At 28.8% G+C, this 22,623-nt stretch carries 24 protein-coding genes; 16 read left to right on the plus strand and 8 right to left on the minus strand.

Features of this window, described 5'->3' with window-relative positions:
- The first annotated feature begins 63 nt into the window (after positions 1-63).
- From CUEA01_RS08315 to CUEA01_RS08325, 3 genes are all read left to right on the plus strand, one after another.
- Positions 64-609 (plus strand): hypothetical protein, encoded by a 546-nt coding sequence (locus CUEA01_RS08315; protein WP_234121185.1) that lies wholly within the window; start codon positions 64-66, stop codon positions 607-609.
- Positions 610-827: 218 nt separating this feature from the next.
- On the plus strand, positions 828-1,865 hold the full coding sequence (locus tag CUEA01_RS08320) for a hypothetical protein (protein ID WP_234121186.1): 1,038 nt from the start codon (positions 828-830) through the stop codon (positions 1,863-1,865).
- A gap of 23 nt (positions 1,866-1,888) precedes the next feature.
- A complete protein-coding gene (locus tag CUEA01_RS08325; RefSeq protein WP_234121187.1) occupies positions 1,889-2,071 on the plus strand; it encodes a hypothetical protein in 183 nt (60 codons plus the stop codon).
- A 973-nt stretch (positions 2,072-3,044) separates the two neighbouring features.
- On the opposite strand, the gene CUEA01_RS08330 is transcribed toward CUEA01_RS08325, so the two are convergent.
- The 6 genes from CUEA01_RS08330 to CUEA01_RS08355 form a co-directional block, all read right to left on the minus strand.
- A complete protein-coding gene (locus tag CUEA01_RS08330; RefSeq protein WP_234121188.1) occupies positions 3,045-3,209 on the minus strand; it encodes a hypothetical protein in 165 nt (54 codons plus the stop codon).
- A 213-nt stretch (positions 3,210-3,422) separates the two neighbouring features.
- Positions 3,423-4,061, minus strand: a complete 639-nt coding sequence (locus CUEA01_RS08335; RefSeq protein WP_234121189.1) for a phospholipase D-like domain-containing protein — start codon at positions 4,059-4,061, stop codon at positions 3,423-3,425.
- A 33-nt stretch (positions 4,062-4,094) separates the two neighbouring features.
- Complete coding sequence (locus CUEA01_RS08340) at positions 4,095-4,514, minus strand: hypothetical protein (protein ID WP_234121190.1); 420 nt, start codon at positions 4,512-4,514, stop codon at positions 4,095-4,097.
- A 21-nt stretch (positions 4,515-4,535) separates the two neighbouring features.
- The gene (locus CUEA01_RS08345; RefSeq protein ID WP_234121191.1) at positions 4,536-4,772 is read right to left on the minus strand and encodes a hypothetical protein; all 237 of its coding nucleotides are present in this window, start codon (positions 4,770-4,772) and stop codon (positions 4,536-4,538) included.
- A 133-nt stretch (positions 4,773-4,905) separates the two neighbouring features.
- On the minus strand, positions 4,906-5,322 hold the full coding sequence (locus tag CUEA01_RS08350) for a type II toxin-antitoxin system HicB family antitoxin (protein WP_234121192.1): 417 nt from the start codon (positions 5,320-5,322) through the stop codon (positions 4,906-4,908).
- Between the two features lie 58 nt (positions 5,323-5,380).
- Positions 5,381-5,563 carry a type II toxin-antitoxin system HicA family toxin gene (locus tag CUEA01_RS08355; RefSeq protein ID WP_234121193.1) on the minus strand — a complete coding sequence of 61 codons (183 nt, stop codon included), beginning with the start codon at positions 5,561-5,563 and terminating at the stop codon, positions 5,381-5,383.
- A gap of 211 nt (positions 5,564-5,774) precedes the next feature.
- On the opposite strand from CUEA01_RS08355, the gene CUEA01_RS08360 reads away from it, so the two are divergent.
- Entirely contained in the window at positions 5,775-6,578 is an 804-nt protein-coding gene (locus tag CUEA01_RS08360) for a zinc ribbon domain-containing protein (RefSeq protein WP_234121194.1), read from the plus strand.
- Between the two features lie 106 nt (positions 6,579-6,684).
- Complete coding sequence (locus CUEA01_RS08365) at positions 6,685-7,884, plus strand: helix-turn-helix domain-containing protein (RefSeq protein WP_234121195.1); 1,200 nt, start codon at positions 6,685-6,687, stop codon at positions 7,882-7,884.
- Between the two features lie 550 nt (positions 7,885-8,434).
- Here CUEA01_RS08365 and CUEA01_RS08370 read toward each other — a convergent pair.
- Both CUEA01_RS08370 and CUEA01_RS08375 read right to left on the minus strand, forming a co-directional pair.
- Positions 8,435-8,893 carry a helix-turn-helix domain-containing protein gene (locus CUEA01_RS08370; RefSeq protein ID WP_329603988.1) on the minus strand — a complete coding sequence of 153 codons (459 nt, stop codon included), beginning with the start codon at positions 8,891-8,893 and terminating at the stop codon, positions 8,435-8,437.
- On the minus strand, positions 8,886-9,926 hold the full coding sequence (locus tag CUEA01_RS08375) for a YifB family Mg chelatase-like AAA ATPase (protein ID WP_234121197.1): 1,041 nt from the start codon (positions 9,924-9,926) through the stop codon (positions 8,886-8,888). The genes CUEA01_RS08370 and CUEA01_RS08375 overlap by 8 nt, the downstream gene beginning before the upstream one ends.
- A 147-nt stretch (positions 9,927-10,073) precedes the next feature.
- Between CUEA01_RS08375 and dprA the strand changes: the two genes are divergently transcribed.
- From dprA to CUEA01_RS08430, 11 genes are all read left to right on the plus strand, one after another.
- Positions 10,074-11,141 (plus strand): DNA-processing protein DprA, encoded by a 1,068-nt coding sequence (gene dprA / locus CUEA01_RS08380; RefSeq protein WP_234121198.1) that lies wholly within the window; start codon positions 10,074-10,076, stop codon positions 11,139-11,141.
- A 35-nt stretch (positions 11,142-11,176) separates the two neighbouring features.
- On the plus strand, positions 11,177-13,291 hold the full coding sequence (gene topA, locus CUEA01_RS08385) for a type I DNA topoisomerase (protein WP_234121199.1): 2,115 nt from the start codon (positions 11,177-11,179) through the stop codon (positions 13,289-13,291).
- Positions 13,292-13,486: 195 nt separating this feature from the next.
- Positions 13,487-14,263, plus strand: coding sequence for a GTP-sensing pleiotropic transcriptional regulator CodY (gene codY, locus CUEA01_RS08390; RefSeq protein ID WP_234121200.1), 777 nt, complete (start codon positions 13,487-13,489; stop codon positions 14,261-14,263).
- A gap of 624 nt (positions 14,264-14,887) precedes the next feature.
- On the plus strand, positions 14,888-15,589 hold the full coding sequence (rpsB, locus tag CUEA01_RS08395; protein WP_234121201.1) for a 30S ribosomal protein S2: 702 nt from the start codon (positions 14,888-14,890) through the stop codon (positions 15,587-15,589).
- Positions 15,590-15,648: 59 nt separating this feature from the next.
- Positions 15,649-16,572 (plus strand): translation elongation factor Ts, encoded by a 924-nt coding sequence (gene tsf / locus CUEA01_RS08400; protein ID WP_234121202.1) that lies wholly within the window; start codon positions 15,649-15,651, stop codon positions 16,570-16,572.
- An 82-nt stretch (positions 16,573-16,654) separates the two neighbouring features.
- Positions 16,655-17,365: a UMP kinase gene (gene pyrH / locus CUEA01_RS08405; RefSeq protein WP_234121203.1), complete on the plus strand. Its 711-nt coding sequence runs from the start codon at positions 16,655-16,657 to the stop codon at positions 17,363-17,365.
- Positions 17,366-17,421: 56 nt separating this feature from the next.
- Complete coding sequence (gene frr / locus CUEA01_RS08410; protein WP_234121204.1) at positions 17,422-17,979, plus strand: ribosome recycling factor; 558 nt, start codon at positions 17,422-17,424, stop codon at positions 17,977-17,979.
- 116 nt (positions 17,980-18,095) lie between these two features.
- Positions 18,096-18,884: an isoprenyl transferase gene (locus tag CUEA01_RS08415; RefSeq protein WP_234121205.1), complete on the plus strand. Its 789-nt coding sequence runs from the start codon at positions 18,096-18,098 to the stop codon at positions 18,882-18,884.
- Positions 18,877-19,671 carry a phosphatidate cytidylyltransferase gene (locus CUEA01_RS08420; protein WP_234122148.1) on the plus strand — a complete coding sequence of 265 codons (795 nt, stop codon included), beginning with the start codon at positions 18,877-18,879 and terminating at the stop codon, positions 19,669-19,671. Before CUEA01_RS08415 ends, CUEA01_RS08420 begins: the two co-directional genes overlap by 8 nt.
- 314 nt (positions 19,672-19,985) lie before the next feature.
- Positions 19,986-21,410 carry a LexA family protein gene (locus CUEA01_RS08425; RefSeq protein ID WP_234121206.1) on the plus strand — a complete coding sequence of 475 codons (1,425 nt, stop codon included), beginning with the start codon at positions 19,986-19,988 and terminating at the stop codon, positions 21,408-21,410.
- A gap of 76 nt (positions 21,411-21,486) precedes the next feature.
- The gene (locus tag CUEA01_RS08430; RefSeq protein WP_234121207.1) at positions 21,487-22,452 is read left to right on the plus strand and encodes an AI-2E family transporter; all 966 of its coding nucleotides are present in this window, start codon (positions 21,487-21,489) and stop codon (positions 22,450-22,452) included.
- Positions 22,453-22,623 lie beyond the last annotated feature (171 nt).

Raw genomic sequence — 22,623 nt, forward strand, 5'->3', positions numbered from 1 at the left:
GTGTCAAATGGCACTCTTTTTAATTTATAAAAATAAAAAATATAAAGAAAGAGGTAATGTAAAATGTTATCAAGTAATTTATTAGGTGTAATTGCAATGTTAGGAACTACTGTAGGAGTTTTAGGAGCTGTAATTGGAATATTGCCATATGCAAAAAAGAAAGGCATAAACGTAGATGGAGCTATAAAAGAATTAAATACGAAAGGTGCATTGGTACAAGCGGCAGTGGACGAAGTAAAGGCACTACTTCCTATACAAGCACAAGGCGTTATAAATCTTATAGAGAAGTGGGCGCCGATTGCTGTCGGAAATGCAGAACAACTTTATCATGCTGGAGATATCGGAAAAGATGATAGAGCAGGAGCAGCAGAAAGTGTTGTATTAAATGTGCTTAAAGAATTAAATATTGAGGTAGATGATAATAAAAAAGCTCTTATAGATGCGACTATTAAAAATGCTGTTAATGATCTTGGACATGTACCAGTAAGTGAAGCTGAAAAGAATAAACAGCTCCAGGATACTTTAAATAAAGTCAATACCCTTGAAAGTCAAAATCAACAGTTGCAACAGAAACTAAATACTATTAAATCGACAGCAGCAGTACAGTAATAAAAGTAAAAAAAGACCTAGAGTAGTCTAAAAGCTATTCTAGGGTTTATTTTTATTTTTTGTAAATACTTGTCCTTTTTAGTAAAAGGTTATACAATAATAAAAAGAAACCACTTTGACGACCAATCAGCAGTGATTTCTTAAATAAACGTATTTCATTAAGTATGCTTCTATTGTAACACATATTTAGTGAAATATGAATATATGGAGGCAAAATAATGAATTTTCAAGATATAGTTGATAGCAATAAAGAACAAATTGAGCTAGTAAATAATTTAAAAGAAATTAGATCATATATAGGAAATGCTTTAGTAAGATGTAATGAAATCAATAACAATTTATTCGTAGCTTGCTGTAGTGCCGCTACTAATCAAATTAATGCGGCATGCTCGAATCTTAGAAATCAATACACTATGCTAAGGGAAACACTTATTGCGATAGATGGATATGAATTAAAAGATACTATTAACAAAATAAAAGCCTTATATAATAATGAAATAATAGATCTTTTATTAAATACAATTGAATTTGATTATAAAGAAATAATAAGAATAAGAAGAATATTTAATAATGATGCAGATAAATCAAATAACTATAGCCAATGTTTTAAGATTTTAAGTGATATGATAGTGAAAATTGATACCTTGGAAACACTCTTTAGCTATACAAGTATTATTAATAAGGATTTATGTAAAGGAATTAAAGATGCACCTTTAAGGATTAGAAGTAACACTGAAAATATTACGCAGGAAAGTTTTAAAAGTATCATACATCCTATACAAATTATGTATACACAATTATGTATGATTTTAAATGTGGATGAAAAAGTTGAACCAATAGAAATTGTCAGGGTGGAGTCAGGAACTTGGAATTTTAATATTAATTTAAATTCTGATATTGGAAAAATAATTTTAGGTATACTTTCAAAATTTCATGAATTTTTTGTAAGAAATTTTACTAGACAAGGACGTAAAATAAATATTGCAGAAAGCTTAGATATAACAAGTACAGAGCTAAATATAATAAAAATTATGGAGGAAGTAGGAATTGATACTAGCAGTTTAAAACCAATAGCGAAAGAGACAGCAGCAATTATATTTAAACAAGCTAATGTGTTTTTAAGCGCAAATCCTGATGTTAAAGTAAATGAAAAAGTACTTAGCAGAAGTGAAGATACTAAAAAATTATTAAATACGCCTATGTATATAGAAGAAAGTTCAGTGAAAAAACAAGAGGACAAATCAAATGATAACTAAGAGTAATGAAGGGAGGCAATTGTATGCTATTAAAAAATAAATTTATAAATGTTGTTTTAAAATGCGAGATAAAAATTTATGCAAAAATAGGGCCACATATTCCTTTCCTGGCAATAGAAATTGAAAAAAATATAAAGTGGATTGCTAAAAATAATTTTAAGAGCATTCTAAATAAGATTAAGTCAAACAATGCAAGCTTTAATTAATCTTAATTTTTCCGATAACGGCAAGATAAATAATAAAGGTGTGGCTGTTCTATATGGAACGGTCACACCTTTCTTTGTGAACTAATACTACACAAAATTTAATTTACGCAATAATGTGAACTAATACAATACATATTTCAGTAAGTGAGTTCATAATATAATTATAGATATCTAATAAATAATATTAGAGAGCAGATAAAAATCTGCTCATGAAAAATTATCTATTAAAAAAATTGCTTATGAACTCTAAAATTGAAGATATAAGCTTTAGGGCAGCTATAATCTTCTTAATTATATTAGGGCTCATACTATCGCCTCCTACGGAATTGCTATGTGGGAGTGCGGTATTTTTTCATACCGTCAATATAAATCTATTCTCAAAATCAATCCTTAATACCTATATTCCTCAAATTTATATTAAAAATTAAAAAAACAATTAAATTTAATAAATAATATTAGGAGTTATGTCAATAATATATATGAACTTAATAAATAATATTAAAAACAGTGAAATTACATTTTGAGGTGGAAACCTCAAAACACGCATGAATACTTACTTTGTTAAAAGGCGCCATAAGCCATAATTGCAATATAAGTAAAATTAATTTTTAAAAAAGTTAATTCATTGTAAAGCAAAAACTTGCGAGACCACTATTTTCGCAAAAATATTAAAAACTTAATAAATAATATTAGAATAAAAATTTTGAAAGAGATAATAATATTAGTAGAAGTTTTGTATCGTATTAGTTCACAAAAGAATACAACATAATTTATTTTTAAATAACTAGTATAAAATGGCATAAAAAAAGAGCAGTGGCAGCTGCTCTATAAAGTGTTTAGCGAAAGAATTCTATTAGCAGAATTATTATTTTGATTATTACTAGAATTACTTTCATTAGTATCACCTTCTTTAATCATGAGAGGAGTGATACTAATATTCTGTACTATAAATCTAAAATTATTCTATGAATTGTTATCTTGTACAAGCTTCATTAAGACAGTTGTCACATTTAGCATGTTTGATAACCTTCCTAAGTTCCGACAATTCTTTCTCGCTCAACTCTTCATCATCATCTATAAACCCAGCATCCTTAAGAGCTTGTATATTAACTTCCAAACATTTCTCGATATCCTTCATTTTAATTCTCCTAAAACATTATTTTCTTAAGTATAACACACTAATAAAAAATAAAACAAATAATGTTGCAGATATAGCAGTACTTATTCTAATATGAGATTTTTGCACTTAATCACTTCCTTAATTAATAAAAGGACACACCATAAAGATGCATCCCTGAGGTTGGTTAAATAACTACATATTAGGATTATTGACAAATAATAAAATAAATAATCAATATTCTTTAAAATTGCTGTTATCATTCCACATGCGAGTAAACTCTGTTTCAAATTGTTTTGCTACAGTTACATCATTCAAAACAACAAGCACTTCATCGTTTTTGAATGATGCATCATTAGTATAATTATAGCTTCCAGTGGTTACAATCTTGCTATCCGCAATAGTAACCTTTAAATGCATTAAACCAGTGTGTGTATTAACCTTAATGGGTATTCCGGCATTTTTTAGTAGAGAAAGCTCCTTAGCTTCGGACTTACTTTCTGATTCCTTTCCATCTGTGATAAGTCTTACGATCAAACCTCGTTTTTTAGCTGATATAATGCTGTCAACTATATCCTTCTTTGTGATGCTGTAAATGGCAATATCTAAGCTGCTCTTAGAGTTATTTATAATATCAATTAATCGCTTGTCCGGTTGACCGTTATCACGTGGAAAATAATAGCTTATATTACCACTGCTGGTATTTTGCTGTGCTGTGGTAGACGTTGATGTAGTGCTTTGTGTTTGTTCTACAGTTGTTTTAGCTTTATGATGTTTCTTATTATGTTTTGTAGCAGCTTTTACACTTGCACATCCTGCGAGCATAGCGCACATTGTTATAACTGTTATTGTTTTAGATAATGTTTTGTTCATATTCTCACTCCAATCTAACTACATTTTACTATTTTATATAAACTCGTCAAGCATCCATTGCAATTCTCCAGAAGTTTCAACTTTTTTAAAAACAACTCTATCAGATCCATTACTAAAAATTATTTTATTATTTATTAATTCCATATCATATGAACTCAAATCTTTTATAATTCTAATATCATAAAGAGTAACATTCTCAATAAATTTCTTATGCTGCTTTCTAATAGCATACTGATGTATTAAGCCACAATCTATCAAAATATAATCATTTAATGTCACTACGCCCAAATGATTATATTTATTACTTCCTGGGTAAAACTCAATATCATCATTCATTCTAATATCTGTTGGAAATTCATTTGGGTATATAGTATAAAATTTTTCTCCAGCTACAACCTTTATATATGGGAAACAATCATTTATTCCAGAATAGTCTATTACAGTACCTACCATTTTAAAAACTCCCTTCAAGATTTATAGCAGTTTACTTAACTGCTTCATAGATTCCGATTTATATCCTATAATAGCCAGCACTTGGTTAATTCCCTCGGCGTATCCTTGTTTTTGGTCTGCTCTCCTTAGTTTCATAGTTGCCTCATGAAGTTCTTTATCAACTTTTTCAGCCTTTTTATATAATTCATTAGCTTCCTCAATACTGTTTATTGCTTCCTTGCATAATTTTTCACATTTACTTTTTTCTAAATTTGTCATTTTGAATTACTCCTTTTCAATTTTATTGGAGTATGCTATTATAATTTTAGCAACTCCTTTATTTCAGTTGGGTGTTGTACGGGAAATCTGCAAACTTTGGTCAGGGAGCAGATTTCTTTTTTTTTGTTTAATATTATTTATTATCTTTAATGCCTAGATGTTGTTTAAGTGCAGTTTGAAGAATCAAAGAGAAATTTACCTTTTTCTCTTCACCAAGCTTTTTAAGCCATTGTGGCATTGTTACAGTAGTCTTTACACTCTTGTTTGCCATTTCTTCACGTATTAAAGGCATGAAGGCTTCAATAGGGACTATAAAGCTGCCATTTTGTGCTTTTATTTTTTCTGGTGCAGTTGGTTCGGGGATTTCTTCATTATCTTCTTCAAAACTATATAGATGCAATTCTAAAGCTTCTTTTGCCATTGATAAAGACTCAGCTAATGTATCACCTTCGGTTATACATCCAGGTAAATCAGGGAAGGTGATGCAATAGCCACCTTCTTCAGCAGGTTCAAATATAGCAGAATAAATATACTTATCTTTTTTATTCAAGTTACCACTTCCTTTTGAATTTTAATATTATTTATTATAAAACTTTTGCAAGGGGACTTTATTTAAGTCCCGCTTGTTTAAGTATAGAATTCAGTGTTCCGACTTTTAAATCCGTATTATGATTTGGAATTGTTACAATTCCTTTTTTAGTTGGGTGAGTTAGCTGAATGTGTGAACCTCGCTGTCTTATTATTTCCCAACCATCATTTTTTAGGATTTTTAATATTTCTTTTGGTTTCATTATCACTCCTCCTTACAATTATATTATAGCACGTCTAAATAGGACGTGTCAATATAAAATTAGAATAAATTTATACTTTTATATAAAAATGGATAAATAATATTTAAACTTGATATTTTACTTTATTTTTATTTTTGTATAAAATATTGCCAAAATATTAACATTTTGTTACAATATAAAAGAAAAATACATATCTAGAGGGGGACTCATAATGAATAAAAATATGACAACTTGCAAAGCATGTGGTAAAGAAATTGCCAAAGGCGCAAAAATATGCCCACATTGTGGAAAAGACCAAAGGAATTTTTTCATGAAGCATAAGATTATATCAGCAGTAGGAATAATAATTATACTATGTGTGGCAGGTAAGGCATTAGGTAGTGATGGAAATAAGGACACCTCTACCACAAAAGAGGCAAGCTCTACAACTTCAAAGAGTACAAAAGTTTCTACGGCTACTAAAACTGAAACTAAACCAGAAGTTAAGCAAAGACAAGTACAGGGGAAAGCTACTGATTTAGGAGCGGGAACATTCACAGTAGGAAAGGATATTCCAGAAGGAGTATATGATGCAACACCAGCAGATGGACAAGGTAATTTCACTATTACAAATGCAGCCAGTATGGACCTTGATGTAAATGAAATTTTAGGAACATCTGATGGAATGGGAGTTTCAAAAGTTAGAGTAAAACTTGTTAAAGATGAACAGATAAAATTAGAGAGTATAAATAAAACTCATTTTGAACCAGTTACAGCTCAATTTGTTACAGATCATAAAGCATTGTCACTTTATAGTGGAAGATTTGTGGTAGGAGAAGATATTGGAAAAGGAAGATACACAGCTACACCAGCAAGCGGAGGTGGAAACTTCATAGTTACTAGTAAAGATGGAGATAATAAGTCTAATGAAGTTTTAGGTGAAGATGGAGTAAAACAGGTAACTGTAGACTTAGATGATGGAGATATAATTAATATTTCATCGTTAAATCAAGTTAATTTTGCACCTGCGAATTAGAAAGAGGAGTAACCAAAAAGGAGCGTGTTAAATGCTCCTTTTATTTTTTTGTAACTAGACAAAATGTTTCAGTGGATTTAAAATTAAATGTGGGGGGCGAAAAAAATTGTCTACAAAAGAAAATAAAGGGAATCAGGAAATTAAGCAGATAAGAAAAGAATTGGGGATAACACAATCTGAACTGGCGTTTAAGGGAATGACTAAAAGTGTTATAGCGAAATTAGAAAGTGGAGAAAGGGAGTTAAATCCCAAACAAGCATCTATGTTAGCCACTAGATTTGGGGAGTTTGGATATATAGTTTCAGCACAAGTGCTTTTGGGGCAGGATAAAGATGTAGCAGAAATATTAAAACCTATACAACATAATATAACAGAGAATACATTATATGAAATGGATGAAATAATTTCAAAATCAAGCGATGATAAGGCTGTTGAAATTATACTTGGTGCAATAAATGCACTAAAAAAAGATGTGTACCTATATGCAAATTTAATTTTAAAATATATAATTAAACTTAATGAATTTAAACTAGAAAAAGAAGATTACATACAAATCAATTTAGATTTGATGCGCATATATACAATACTGGAACGATACAATGATGTATTAATTGTATCGACGGCAATTAAAAATTATGAAGGTGAGTTCTGTAAAAAAGATTTTGCTGCATATAATTTTAATATTGCAAACGCCTATTATTATTTGAAACAGTATGGAATATCAAAAAAATTTTTAGCTAAGGCTACGAGAATTAATGAACATAGCCTTGATCTACACATACTTACTGTTGAAAGTAATATATTGACTATGGAGAAAAAATATAAAGAATCGATAGCGATTAATGAAAAAATAATCAAGAAAGCAACAATGTCAAATTCAAAATTATATATCGCAAATGCTTTTAGCAATATAGCATACATGTTTACGGAACAAAGTAAACTAGATGAAGCACAAAAATATATTAACAAAGCGCTTTCATACTATAATGATATAGAAGTTTACTATCGTTTTAATATAGTGAATAATAAATTTTATTTAGAATTGAAAAAAAGCACTGCGACATTTGAATCATTTAAAGAGTTAATATTACTGTCTGTCAAAGCTAGAGACATAGACCGAATGAATGAAAATATAATTCTCTATGTAAAATATTGCGTAGAACATGACGAAACAAATATTGTAGATGTATTAAAATTTTTTGATAAAAAGAATATAATTATAAATGATAGTGTAAAATTAGAAATACTAAAACGAACTCGTAACAGCTCACAGTTTGAAGATTTTTTTGAAAAAATAACAAAATAGTAATATGCATTTCATATATTTAGTACTATTTTGAATTTAATTTTAATAATAGATGAAAGAAGGTAAAAAATGAAAAAATTAAAAAAAATTTTTACAATCTCTTTGATAGTTATTTCACTAATTTATATAGTAAACTTATGTGGCGGACCTGGTGGGGTGTCGCCAGCTGCGACAGAAGCTACATTGCAAATAAAATAATCAAAAAAAGTAAAAATTCCGTATTCGACAAGAATTACGGAATTTTTTCTATTGCTTTTTTTATTCGTCCGGTAGTAAAATTATATCATTAAGTAAGAAAATTCACTTACAAAATAAAATTATTTTAAACAAGCAATACAGGTGCAGGGTTATCTGTTACTGTAAATTAAAAAAGCAAACATTATTTTATGCATATCAAAAATAATGCAATCTAAAACAGAACATACATTCAATAATTCGTCATAGATAACTTAGCATTGGGGGAAGCAAAGTATGAAGATCAGAATGACAATAGTTTGTGGTAAAAAGAGAATTATAATTAAAAGGGAAAGTAAAAATAAAAAGGAAAGCCTCAAAAAGGCTCTCCCTTAATCTTTTCTAATTTTCTATTCAATCTATTAGTTAAATCTTTACTAGGGACATACCTTGTAAGCAGATCACTTACAAACCCCTTACTATATCCTAAATATTTACCAACATCATCCCAGTTCTTGGCACCAATATATGCTCTTATTTTATATAGCTTTTCTTGTATAGTTTTTTCCTTCATATTATATAATTGAAGATATTCTATATTATTAACTTCAAAATAGTCACAAATATGTTTCCAATAATAATAAGGTGATTTAATTCTGTCCCTTTCTACATAAGATAATGTAGTTTCGCTTATGCCTACATGTTTAGACAATTCTTTTATAGTCATATTATGCTCTAATCTTAGAGTTTTAATTCGAGCCCCTAAAGAATCTACATATATATATGTAGTTATTTTTTTAGTTATGTCAAACTTGGAATTGTCACGGTCATGGATTTAAAGCCCCAACTAGCATGAAATCTGAAGGGTATAATACATTGCCTGAGGCTCTTGATATTACAACATTTTTATCTTCTAGTGGCTGACGAAGAGCTTCTAAACATTTTTTGTTAAATTCAAGCATTTCATCAAGAAATAGCACTCCATCATGTGCTAGAGAAACTTCACCAGGAAGAAGTTTTGAGCTTCCTCCTATTAAACTTGTTTTTGTACATGTATGATGAGGATTTCTAAAGGGTCTCTTTGTAACTAATTGATTATTTAAGAGCTTCCCGGTGACACTATATATTTTTGTTACTTCAATTGCTTCATCATAGCTTAAATCAGGAAGTATAGAGGGAATTCGTTTGGCCATCATTGTCTTACCTGATCCGGGAGGTCCAAATAGTATAATATTGTGATTCCCAGCTGCTGCAACTTCAATTGCCCTTTTGCAAGCAGATTGCCCTGAAACTTCAGAAAAATTAAGTGTATAGTCTAATTTTTGTTTTCTTTTAGCATTGTGAAACGGAAGCATATCTTTGAATTTAATAAAATTTATTAATTGATCTAGATTTTCAAATGGGTATATTTCTACATCATCTATGATTGAACATTCTTCTGCATTTTTTAACGGTACTATAAATTTTTTATAACCTTTTGATATACCTTCTAGCACTACAGGGAGTGCACCAGTAACTGCATTTATATTCCCGTTTAAGGATAGTTCTCCAATTATTAGATATTCATTTGAATCGTCAAAATATATTTGATCGGTGGCTTTAAGTATACCTATTGCTATAGGAAGATCAAATGAAGAACCTTCTTTTTTTAAATTAGCGGGTGCTAAATTAACAGTCATTCTTTTAACTGGAAAAGTAAAATTTGAATTTAATATAGCTGAACGAACTCTTTCTTTAGATTCTCTAACAGCAGTATCAGCTAAGCCAACCATATTAAATGAAGGAAGTCCTCTAGTAATATCAATTTCCACAGAAACTATAAATCCAGTTATGCCAGATACTGCAGCCGAATTTATTATTGTAGCCATATAATCACCTCGGTTTAAATTATTGACAATAGGCTTAATTATATTCTATTCATCCATTATTTATTGAATAAAAAATTTTTTTGTGTTTAAAATTATATATAGATTGTTTCAAATTATATTTAAAATAGTTTGTTGAGGTAATTTAATATGAATGATTATGATTTATGGTTTACTATTCTTAAGATAACGAACAAGGATAAATTAAATTTAATAAAGCAATTTGGAGATACAAAAGAAATTTGGTATAGATTTATAAATGAACAAAAGTTCAAAGAAAAGTTTTGTTATGATGAAAGTAAAATAAATAAAATTAAAGAAACTATGATTAGAGATGAGATAAGTGCAGTTTTTTATACCGATGATAATTATCCTAAAGCATTAAAAAATTATGAAGACATGCCAATAGGATTGTTTTATAAGGGTAATATAAAAAAATTAAACAGCATAAGTAATAATGTAGCAATAGTTGGATCTAGAAAGTGTACCCATTATGGCATTGATACAACTAGAATAATATGCAGAGAATTAGTAAAGCATGATATTGGTATAATAAGTGGTATGGCACGTGGAATAGATTCATATGCTCATGCAGAATGCATTGAAAATGGAGGGTATACTTGTGCAATACTTGGTTCTGGTGCAAATGTAATATATCCAAGAGAAAATAAAAGTTTGTATTGCAATATAATTAAAGATGGGTGTATAATTTCTCAATATGAGCCAGATACAAAACCTTTTGCATATAACTTTCCAGTTAGAAATGCGATTATAAGTGGATTAAGTAAACTAGTTGTTGTAATTGAAGCAGGAATAAAGAGTGGTTCACTTATAACAGCGACTGATGCATTGGAACAGGGAAAGGATGTTGGTGCAGTACCAGGATCTATATTTTCACAAATGAGTTTGGGAACCAATATGTTGATTAAAGAAGGAGCACATCCAATTACAAAAGGCAGTGATATTTTTTCAATATTAGGATTACAAATTAATGAAGAAAAAGAATTAAATAGTAAAACAAGATGCAAAGTTTGTGGCACTATAGAAAAAAATTTGTATAGCTTAATTACAGATATTCCAATACATATAGATGATATTAAAAGATTAACTAATATTGACATAAAGGAGTTATATGAGTTATTATTTGAAATGCAGTTAAAAAATGAAATTTTATGTTTGAGCGGAAATTATTACGTAAGAATAAATGATACTTTTTAAATAGCTTATTTAGACAGAATTTTGGAGGGGATAAGATGGGACAAAAATTAGTAATAGTTGAATCGCCGGCTAAAGCTAAAACTATAGGAAAATATCTTGGAAGCAATTATATAGTAGAAGCGTCTATGGGACACGTAAGAGATTTACCTAAAAGTACTTTAGGTGTAGATGTCGATGATAACTATAATCCTAGATACATAACTATTAGAGGAAAAGGAAACCTTTTGGATAAATTAAGAAAACTTGCAAAAAAATGTGATAAGGTATATCTTGCTACCGACCCTGATAGAGAAGGAGAAGCTATATCTTGGCATTTAGAAAAAGTGCTTAAAATAGAAGAAGCTCAAAAATGCAGAATAGAATTTAATGAAATAACTAAAAATGCAGTGAAAAATGCAATTAAAAATCCTAGGCAGGTAAATACTTCATTAGTAGATGCACAGCAAGCAAGAAGGATATTAGACAGATTAGTTGGATATAAAATTAGCCCTATCTTATGGAGAAAGGTTAAATGGGGACTTAGCGCTGGTAGAGTGCAATCAGTTACACTTAAAATGATATGCGATAAGGAAAAAGCTATAAATGAATTTACACCAGAAGAATATTGGACTATTGAAAGTGAAGTTTATAAAAAATCGACTAGTAAGAGTTTCATTATAAAGCTTTCTTCGCATAATGGCAAAAAAATAAACATTGCAAATAAAGCAGAAAATGAAAAAATTATTAATGAACTTAGAAATGGTAAATTTGAAGTGGCTAAAATTAAAAAAGGTACAAAAAATAAAAATTCACTGCCACCTTTTACAACTAGTACGCTTCAGCAGGATGCAAATAAAAAATTAAATTTTTCAACTAAGAAAACTATGTCTATAGCTCAGCAATTATATGAAGGAATAGAAGTAAAAGGTCATGGTACTATTGGACTTATTACTTATATGAGAACAGATTCTGTAAGGGTTTCAGATGAAGCACAGAAGACTGCTAGCAACTTTATAATGAATGAATATGGCAAGGAATATTTACCAGAAAAGCCAAAAGAGTATAAGGGAAAGAAAAATATCCAAGATGCTCATGAAGCTATTCGACCAAGTTATATTGAACTTTCACCTGATAAAATCAAAGATAGTTTAAAAGATGATCAATTCAAGTTATATAATTTAATTTGGTGTAGATTTATTGCAAGTCAGATGGCTAATTGCATTATGGATATTATTACGGTTGATATTAAAAATGGAAAATATGGTTTTAAGGCTTCTGGTAGTAAAATTAAGTTTGAAGGTTTTATGAAAGTATATAAGTATTTAACAGAAGATGAAGAGAATAATGAAAAAATACCAGAACTAATTGAAAATGAAATTTTAGAATCTAAAAGCGTAGAAGGAAAACAACATTTTACTCAACCACCAGCTAGATTTACAGAAGCATCACTAGTAAAGACTTTGGAAGAGAATGGTATAGGCAGGCCAAGTACGTATTCACCTATAATATCTACTTTGATTGATAGAAAATATGTAAAAAAAGAAAAAAAAGCTATATTACCTACTGAACTTGGTAACATAGTAAACAACATAGTAAGCGAATATTTTAACCAAATTGTTGATGTTGAATTTACCGCAGATATGGAGAATAAGTTAGATAACGTTGAAGAAGGAAAAGAAAATTGGAATAAAGTTGTAGATGAATATTTTAAGCCACTTGAAAAATCTATTGAAATAGCAGAAAAAGAAGTAGCAAAAATTACAATAGAAGATGAAGTTACAGATATAAAATGTGATAAGTGTGGCAAAAACATGGTAATAAAACATGGTAGATTTGGTGATTTTTTAGCATGTCCAGGATATCCTGAATGCAAGAATACTAAACCAATTGTTGAAGAACTTAAGGTACCATGTCCAAAATGTGGTGGTAAGGTTGTCGCTAGAAAAAGTAAAAAAGGAAGAAAATTCTTTGGATGCAGCAATTATCCAGAGTGTGACTTCATAAGTTGGTTTGAACCTTCTGAAAAAAAATGCCCTAAATGCGGCACTTTTATGGTTAAAAAAAGTAGCAAAACTAAAGGAAATTATTTAGAATGCTCAAATTCGGAATGTAAGTTTATCGAAAAAGTTAGTGACAATGTTGAAAAAAATAATGATAATAATGATAATTAAGTAATTAAACATTTAGATGATAACTTAATAGTGAATTATTTTGTCATAATATTTTTAAAAAAGTTGAATTTTTATATTTAATGTGGTATTATTTTAATGGTTTTGTATTAATTTTGAATGTTGTGAAAAATTACAATATTTTAAATTGATTTAAGGATACCCATTAAGGTATAAAGATATAATGGAGGAATAAGGATGTCTACACTATTAAGTAAAACACGAATGCTAAACAAAATACTTCAGAAAACAGGAACAGAGCCTGTAGTTTTTGATGATATATGTAAACTTCTAAGTGAAGTGCTTGAATGTAATGTATATGTTATAAGCAGAAAAGGTAAAATTTTAGGTTACAACTTTTCAAGTGGATTTGAATGCGAAATTGTTAAAAAGGATTTTATAGCTAATATGAAATTTCCTGAAAACTATAATTCAAAATTATTAAATTGTTTTGAAACTAATGCAAATTTATATAATAGTGGAATTTGCTTTTACGATGAGAATTCTAAGTGTAATCTCAAAGAAAAAATTTCAACAATAGTCCCTATAGTAGGAAACAGGGAAAGACTTGGTACTCTTTTGCTTGCAAGATTTTCAGAAAAATTTGATGATGATGATTTAGTTTTAGCAGAGTATAGTGCTACGATTGTAGGCATGGAGATTTTAAGATCAAAAAATGATGAAATTGAACTTGAAGCTAGAAAAAAGGCTGTTGTGCAATTGGCTATCGGCACATTATCATATTCAGAACTTGAAGCTGTTGAACATATATTTAATGAATTAGATGGAGAAGAAGGTTTACTTGTTGCTTCAAAAATAGCAGATAAAGTTGGAATAACAAGATCTGTTATAGTTAATGCTCTTAGAAAATTTGAAAGCGCTGGAGTAATTGAGTCTAGGTCTCTTGGAATGAAGGGAACTCATATAAAGATATTAAATGATAAATTATTAGATGAGTTAAAAAAAATAAAATAAATTCATGAAGATATTAAATAGCTTTAATTGAAAAGTATTTTAATTATTTATAATGATATTTATAAATCAATTTATTAAAAGATATATATGTACCATACCAATTTTAAATTTTGATTTTAGAACATATAGTGAAATTATAGATAAACCAGTTCAACTACAAAAATCAATTTGCGTCATAATGTCTAGAAGACGGCATTTTGATACAAATTAATTTTGAAGTTTTAAGTGGTTTATTTTTAGTTCAACTATTAAAATTCATATGCACCATAATGCTCAGAAGATGGCATTTTGGTACAAATGAATTTCAAGTTTATATAGTTTCAATGTATAAGGGGTGTTGGTCTAAGTAGGCAAAACACTTTTTTAGGCTATGCATTAGATAAGCGTTGATTTTAACACTTATTTAAAACATAGCTTTTTTAGATTTTATATGTATAAATTTGTTTTTATAAATAAAAAATAATAAAAATGTATTGAATACATTTTCTGTATGTGATATACTACTTAGAGTAAAAATACACACACTACCCATTTTGTGAATTGGTGCCAGGTTACATATATGTAACAGGTAATTCCAAATAAAAGGTAGTGGAGGTAATAACCAATTTTAAGGAGGAAATATTTATGGCAGTTATTTCAATGAAACAATTATTAGAAGCAGGTGTACATTTTGGTCACCAAACTAGAAGATGGAACCCAAAAATGGCTCCATATATCTTTACAGAAAGAAATGGAATCTACATAATTGACTTACAGAAGACAGTGAAAAAAGTTGATGAAGCTTACAACTTTATAAAGAGTGTTTCTGAAGAAGGAAAAGATGTATTATTCGTAGGTACAAAAAAACAAGCACAAGAAGCTATTGCTGAAGAAGCAGTAAGAAGTGGAATGCATTTTGTTAACAACAGATGGTTAGGTGGAATGTTAACAAATTTTCAAACTATAAAGACAAGAATTCAAAGATTAGAAAGCTTAAAGAAAATGGAAGAAGATGGAACATTTGAAGTTCTTCCTAAAAAAGAAGTTACTTTATTAAAAGGTGAAGAAGAAAAGCTTGTTAAAAATTTAGGCGGAATAACTAATATGCAACAAGGAAATATAGGTGCATTATTTGTAGTAGATCCAAGAAAAGAAAAAAATGCTATTTCAGAAGCAAAGATTTTAGGAATACCAGTAGTTGCTATTGTAGATACTAACTGTGATCCAGATGAAGTTGACTATGTAATACCTGGAAATGATGATGCTATAAGAGCTGTAAAATTAATAACAGCTAAAATGGCAGATGCTATAATCGAAGGTAGACAGGGAGAACAATTAGCTGAATAGTATAATCGCATATATAAATTAAATTTATTTTACGATAAAAAACAACGGAGGTAATAAATATGATTTCTGCAAGTGCAGTTAAAGAATTAAGAGAAAGAACTGGAGCCGCAATGATGGCTTGTAAGAAAGCTTTAACAGAAGCAAACGGGGATGCTGAAAAGGCCGTTGAGATATTAAGAGAAAAGGGATTAGCTGCTGCTGCTAAAAAAGCTGGAAGAATTGCTGCTGAAGGTTTAGTTTTAGCATATGTTGATGAAAACGGAAAAAATGGTGCTGTAGCTGAAGTTAACTGTGAAACTGATTTCGTATCAGAAAATGATGCATTTAAAGCTTTAGCTCAAAATGTTGCTAAAATGGCAGCTGTAGGAACTGCTAAAGATGTTGAAGAATTATTAGCAGAAAAATATATTGATGATAATTCTAAAACTCTTAAAGAGTTTGTTACAGATTTAATTGCTAAATTAGGAGAAAACATCAATGTTAGAAGATTTGTTAAATTTTCAGCTGATAATGGATTAGTTCAAAGCTATATTCATGCAGGCGGAAAAATTGGAGTTCTTGTAAAATTAAACTGTGATAAAGTTTCACAAGAAGTTGAAGTTTTAGCAAAAGATATTTGTATGCAAGTTGCTGCAGCAAATCCTCTATTCTTAGATGAAAGTTCAGTTGATCACTCAGCTTTAGATAAAGAAAGAGAAATTTATAGAGTTCAAGCATTAAATGAAGGAAAACCAGAAAAGATAGTTGACAAAATGGTTGAAGGAAGAATCCATAAATACTTAAAAGAAGTATGTTTAATTGACCAAGTTTGGGTTAAAGATTCTGAATTAACTATATCTAAATTATTAGAGAAAAAGTCAAAAGAATTAGGTACTGAAATTACCATAGCTGAATTTGTTAGATTTGAAAGAGGCGAAGGTATAGAAAAGAAAGAAGAAAATTTTGCTGAAGAAGTGCAGAAGCAAATGCAGCAGAGTAAATAAAAAAAGAGAACACTGCGTGTTCTCTTTTTTTAAAGCCTATCACAAATTTAAAAAATAAGCATTGGCAATATGGAGGTATAATATGGAAGCTGTAAAATATAAAAGAATAATGTTAAAATTATCAGGAGAAGCTCTAGCGGGAGAAAATGGATACGGAATAGATTTTGATGTTGCTAATAGAATAGCACATGAAATAAAAGAAATAGTTGATTTAGGCTTAGAAGTTGGTGTGGTTGTTGGAGCTGGTAACATATGGCGTGGAAGAAATGGAGAAGGAATGGATAGAACAACTGCAGATTACATGGGAATGCTTGCAACTTGTATAAATTCATTAGCTCTTCAAGATTCACTTGAAAATATAGGAGTACTTACTAGGGTTCAAACAGCTATAGAAATGAAGCAAATAGCTGAGCCGTTTATAAGAAGAAGAGCCATGAGACATCTTGAAAAAGGAAGAGTGGTTATTTTTGCCGCTGGTACAGGAAATCCATATTTTTCAACTGATACAGCAGCAGCTTTAAGAGCAGCAGAAATAGAAGCGGATGTTATATTGCTTGCTAAAAAAGTTGATGGAGTTTATGATAAAGATCCACACAAATATGCTGATGCAGTAAAATATGAAAATTTAAGTTATATAGAAGTTTTGGACAAAAGCTTGCAGGTTATGGATTCAACAGCTACATCATTATGCATGGATAATAATATTCCTATAATTGTATTTGGCCTTGATGTGCCAGGAAATATAAAAAGAGCAATAGTTGGAGAAAAAATTGGAACACTAATATCAAAATAATATTTATTATGATAAAAAATGATATTTTATATCAGATGTTTTAAGGAGGTAATTCTATGATAAATGAGATAATTAAGGAATCAGAAGAAAAAATGAAAAAAAGCATTTCTGTCTTAAAGCAAGATTTAGCAACTATGAAGGCTGGAAGAGCGAATCCTTCTCTACTTGATAGAATTGAAGTAGAATACTATGGAACAATGACACCACTTAACCAAATGGCTAATATTTCTTCGCCAGAACCTAGAATATTATTGATTCAACCATGGGATAAAACTTCAATTAAGGGTATAGAAAAAGCTATATTGGTATCAGATTTAGGTTTGAATCCATCAGATGATGGTGCAGCTATAAGACTTGTTATACCTGAATTAACAGAAGAGACAAGAAAGAACATCGTTAAAAATGTAAAGAAAAATGGAGAAGAAACAAAAGTTGCAATAAGATCTATAAGAAGAGATGCAAATGATAAGGTAAAAGTGCTTAAAAAAGATAATACTATTACTGAAGATGAAAGTAAAAAAGCTGAAGATGACATTCAAAAGAAAACTGATATATATATAAAAGAAGTTGAAAAAATTATAGAACTAAAGGAAAAGGAAATTATGTCTATATAAGGCGTGTTTTATTTCTTTAAACCTGCGTTAAACGCAGGTTTTTTGGCATTGTGGTTAAATAATATATTTTATATAATTTTAAATATACCATTTATAAATTGATTGGAGAGAATATTATGTGGAAGTTTCTAAATAAAAAGAGTAATGAAGTAGAAAAAACAAATGTTGATTTTGATATCAATAATATTCCCAAACATATTGCAATTATAATGGATGGAAATGGACGTTGGGCAAAGGCGAGAAATTTGCCTAGGACAATGGGACATAGAGCAGGAGTTGAAACTTTAAAAAAAATAGTAAGAGAATGCAGTGATTTGGGCGTAAAGTATTTGACTGTGTACGCTTTTTCAACTGAAAACTGGAAAAGACCACCTGAAGAAGTAGGTGGACTTATGAAGCTCCTTGTTGAATATTTAAGTAATGAATTAAGGGAATTATATGCAAATAATGTACAAATACGTACTATTGGAGATGTATCAAAACTTCCGAAACCTTGCATTGATATATTAGACAAATCAATGCATGATACTAAAGATAATACAGGTCTTGTTTTGAATTTAGCATTAAATTACGGTGGCAGGTATGAAATACTTAGAGCTGTAAAAAATATATTCAAAGATTATAAAGAAGGTATTATATCAGAAGAAGATATATTAAATATAGACGATAATAAATTTTCTGGATATTTATATACAGGAGGAATTCCTGATCCTGATATTATTGTAAGACCAAGTGGAGAAGAAAGACTAAGTAATTTTTTATTATGGCAGTGTGCATATTCAGAATTTTGGTATTCAAATATTAATTGGCCGGATTTTTCAATTGAAAACCTTCATGAAGCTATAGCAGATTTCCAAAATAGAGATAGAAGGTTTGGAGGAGTAAAAAGTGGAAAAAATAAATAAAAGATATATTGGAGCACTATTTTTGGCGCCTTTGCTTTTGTTCTTGTTTTTAGGTGGAGTATACTTAAAAATATTTGTTTTTGCTTTATCAATTCTAGGACTATATGAGTATTATAAGGTATCAAAAGAAAATGAAATACATCCCATGAGTGTGGTGGGATATACGCTTTGCACAATTTACTACGCTTGTCTAGCTCATAACAATTATAAGATATTAATGTTTTTAATAATTGCAGGTGTATTTTTAATGTTTTGTATACCTATTTTGGATACTAGATATAATTATATCGATATAGGGGTTACAATCTTGGGATTTATATATGTAGCTGTATTTTTTAGTTTTATTTATTTAACAAGTGAATTTCATTATGGGAAATATCTTGTGTGGATAGTATTTATAGCATCATGGATGTGTGATACATTTGCATATTATGCAGGAAGATTTTTCGGTAAAAATAAGCTTTGCCCTAAGGTAAGTCCTAAAAAAACTGTTGAAGGTTCTTTAGGTGGCTTAATTGGAAGTATAATTGCTTGTACAATATATGGATATGTGATAAGTAAGTATGGCGTTAGAATTCAGATTTATAATTATGTTATAATGGGAGCATTATGCGGGATTTTTTCTCAATGCGGAGATTTGGCAGCATCTTCAATAAAAAGACACGCTGGAGTTAAAGATTACAGTAATCTAATTCCTGGGCATGGAGGAATATTAGATAGATTTGACAGTATATTATTTTCCTCTGTCATAGTGTTTTATTACTTGAGTTTTTATGTATTTTCCTAATTTATTAAAAATAAAATTTTAAGAGGTTTGTTAATTTTAGACAAACCTCTCTTTTTATTTTCTTTAAGATGCCTAAAAGATTCTTAAGATGTCTTAGTTGAACTGGCAACCTTATAAAATATATGGTATATTATAAATAATCTAAAAAGTTTATCTAAAGGGTTACCGTAGCGAAACTTAAGTTATACATGTTTCAAAACGTCATGTTCTTGGCATTATGAGACATGTATAACTTAATAGTTGAGTCGGTAACTATATAAAGATAAACCACTTAAAACTTTAAACTATTTATGTTCCTGAGGAGAAATGTTGATATGAAGCTAGATAATGCTCAAAATAGAATAATAAAAAGTAAAGCTCTATATAGTTTGGTTAAAGGTAAAACAGGTAGAGGAAAAACTACAGTAGCTGCATATAGAAGTGTTTTCCTAAAAAATAATTATTGTTTATATAATAATGATAGAATTTTAATAATTACAAATGAGGTTGCTGAACTTGAAAATTTTAAGAAAGTTTATAAAGAGGTTTCTAAGGAAGCTGAATTTATATACCTTAGTTTGCTAGAGCCTAAAGATAATGTTATAGATGCAACTACAATAAAGGATATAGTTGATGAAAGTGAAAAGCTAAAAGTAATAAATATAGAAGACCAAATTTTAATTGTAAAAAAGGTTTTTCAGGAAATTGTTAAAATTTATCCTGAAATAAAAAAGTATGAAGATAAAGATTTTTCATTTTTAAGAGATGAAATTAAATGGATAAAAAGCTGTGAATATACTACATTAAATCAATATCAAAATGCAGAAAGAACAGTAAAAAAATCAACAAAAGCCTATAAAGCGAAGCGAATTAATAGAAATTCTAGAAGCAGGGAAGCAATATTTAAGTTTATGCTTATGTATAATGAATTTCTAAAAGATAAAGGATTAATTGATGAGGAAGATAAAATTTGTAATGCTATTAAAAATTTAAAGAAAAAAAATAAATACACTCATATAATTGTAGATGGTATTGAAAATTTTACAAAACTTCAAGTGAGCTTGATAAAGGCTTTAAGTAATGAAAAAAGTTATTCTACTATGTTTTTTACCTTTAATAAAGACAATATTAAAGATAAAAATGCGTGGTTTGTAAAGAGTAAAAATTTGAATACTATATTAGAATATACTAATATTAAAAAATATTTATTAAGAAATGATTATGCGCCCATAAAAATGATTGTAAAAGCTATAGAGAAATTTCAATACAATGATTTAAGGCATAAAACAAGTTTTAAATTTATAAGAGATATTGATAATAAAACTGAAATTATGTTAGATAGTGAGGATGTAAAATTTGAAGCAGAAGAGATGAATTCAATACCTGTATTTAGTGAAATAGCTGCAGGAGAACCGATTATGATGACTCCTGAGGTTATGGATAATTTCTACATGCCTAAACTATGGACAAAAGGTGCTAAAGATTGTTTCATACTTAAAATTAAGGGTGACAGTATGATAAATGTGAATATCAATGACGGGGATTATGTTGTTATTAAACAAGAAGCAGTGGCTCAAAATAACGATATCGTAGCGGTAGACATAGCTGGAAGTTCGACTTTGAAAAGACTTATTATAAAGAAAAATCAAGTGCTTTTAATGCCTGAAAATGAAAGATATAATCCTATTGTAATTAATGAAGAGGAAGGTGCAAGAATACTTGGAATAGCAATTGGAATATTAAAAAAAGTTGAGGTTTGATAATATAAATATAATTTCTTGAATATTAATAAATAAAGTTTTAATTTAAATTTTATTCAAGGAGTATAATGGTGAAGTGAGAGAATATAAAAAATTAATTCAGTGCATAGTCCTTTTGTTAATATTTATTATCTTTACATTATTAATAAAATACTATTTTAAGCCCTTTTTTGCTATCGTCTTTTTAATTATACTATGTAATCCTGTGTACAAGCTTCTTTGTAAGCTTAAACTTTTTAATGATAAAATAAATGCAATTATAAGTATAATATTTATTAACATAGTAGTTTTTATTATACTTTTGTATATGGGAAATTTTATTATTAGGGAAATTGGAGCTGTGGCAATAGATTATTATAATAATTTAAATGGAACAGGCCTTAACCATGTTTCATTAACAAAAGATTTTAATTTAAACAATCTAATTGTAAATTTAAAATCGCATATTGTAAGTTTTATTAATAGTGATTTTATAAAAAAAGGAGCAATTTATACTACAGACGGTATATTTTCTTATTTTGTTGGTAATATGGCTGTTTACTTTATTTTGGTAGATAAATATGATATAGTTAATTTATCTAAAATGCTATTTACAGAAGAAAAAGTAAAATTACTTATTGATAAATTTGAAAAAGTAAAACAATTGCTAAAAGTTGAAGTTTCTTTGGTTTTAGTTACATCCTTGGAAACTGTAGCTGGTTTTTATATTTTGGGAATAAAAGATGCTTTTATGCTTGGTGCTTTATGTGGCATTTTGGATATACTTCCATATGTGGGAACAATAATTGTTTTTATCCCTTTGATTTTGTGCCGCATAAATGAACAAAACTACATAATTGCTTTTGGATTGCTTTTTTTGTATATTTTACTTCAAATAAATAGACAAATTTTAGAGACTAAATTTATGAGCACTAAACTAAAAATTCATCCGTTACTTATTTTAATTTCAATTTATGTTGGAGTTAAGCTTTTTGGAATAATAGGATTGTTTATGGGACCGCTATATGTGATAAGTGCTAAGGAAATAATATTTTCTTTTTAAGGTTATAATATAGTGAAACTATAAGCTAAGAATGATGAATTTTATGGTAAATGCTTTAGCTAAAGATAAAACGCTTGAAACTTCAAAATTAATTTGTATTAATAATGACGTTTTCTTGGAATTATGATTTAAATTGATTTTGGTAGTTGAAATGGTTTATCTATATATAGG

This window comes from Clostridium hydrogenum, from assembly GCF_021432385.1.
Classification (GTDB): domain Bacteria; phylum Bacillota; class Clostridia; order Clostridiales; family Clostridiaceae; genus Clostridium_S; species Clostridium_S hydrogenum.

Coding starts and splice junctions, on each gene's coding strand:
- rpsB (WP_234121201.1), top strand. CDS start 14,888: ATGGCAGTTATTTCAATGAAACAATTATTAGAAGCAGGTGTACATTTT.
- CUEA01_RS08415 (WP_234121205.1), top strand. CDS start 18,096: ATGTGGAAGTTTCTAAATAAAAAGAGTAATGAAGTAGAAAAAACAAAT.
- CUEA01_RS08345 (WP_234121191.1), bottom strand. CDS start 4,772: ATGACAAATTTAGAAAAAAGTAAATGTGAAAAATTATGCAAGGAAGCA.
- pyrH (WP_234121203.1), top strand. CDS start 16,655: ATGGAAGCTGTAAAATATAAAAGAATAATGTTAAAATTATCAGGAGAA.
- dprA (WP_234121198.1), top strand. CDS start 10,074: ATGAATGATTATGATTTATGGTTTACTATTCTTAAGATAACGAACAAG.
- CUEA01_RS08325 (WP_234121187.1), top strand. CDS start 1,889: ATGCTATTAAAAAATAAATTTATAAATGTTGTTTTAAAATGCGAGATA.
- CUEA01_RS08375 (WP_234121197.1), bottom strand. CDS start 9,926: ATGGCTACAATAATAAATTCGGCTGCAGTATCTGGCATAACTGGATTT.
- topA (WP_234121199.1), top strand. CDS start 11,177: ATGGGACAAAAATTAGTAATAGTTGAATCGCCGGCTAAAGCTAAAACT.
- CUEA01_RS08320 (WP_234121186.1), top strand. CDS start 828: ATGAATTTTCAAGATATAGTTGATAGCAATAAAGAACAAATTGAGCTA.
- codY (WP_234121200.1), top strand. CDS start 13,487: ATGTCTACACTATTAAGTAAAACACGAATGCTAAACAAAATACTTCAG.
- CUEA01_RS08315 (WP_234121185.1), top strand. CDS start 64: ATGTTATCAAGTAATTTATTAGGTGTAATTGCAATGTTAGGAACTACT.
- CUEA01_RS08340 (WP_234121190.1), bottom strand. CDS start 4,514: ATGGTAGGTACTGTAATAGACTATTCTGGAATAAATGATTGTTTCCCA.
- CUEA01_RS08360 (WP_234121194.1), top strand. CDS start 5,775: ATGAATAAAAATATGACAACTTGCAAAGCATGTGGTAAAGAAATTGCC.
- CUEA01_RS08330 (WP_234121188.1), bottom strand. CDS start 3,209: ATGAAGGATATCGAGAAATGTTTGGAAGTTAATATACAAGCTCTTAAG.
- tsf (WP_234121202.1), top strand. CDS start 15,649: ATGATTTCTGCAAGTGCAGTTAAAGAATTAAGAGAAAGAACTGGAGCC.
- frr (WP_234121204.1), top strand. CDS start 17,422: ATGATAAATGAGATAATTAAGGAATCAGAAGAAAAAATGAAAAAAAGC.
- CUEA01_RS08425 (WP_234121206.1), top strand. CDS start 19,986: ATGAAGCTAGATAATGCTCAAAATAGAATAATAAAAAGTAAAGCTCTA.
- CUEA01_RS08355 (WP_234121193.1), bottom strand. CDS start 5,563: ATGAAACCAAAAGAAATATTAAAAATCCTAAAAAATGATGGTTGGGAA.
- CUEA01_RS08335 (WP_234121189.1), bottom strand. CDS start 4,061: ATGAACAAAACATTATCTAAAACAATAACAGTTATAACAATGTGCGCT.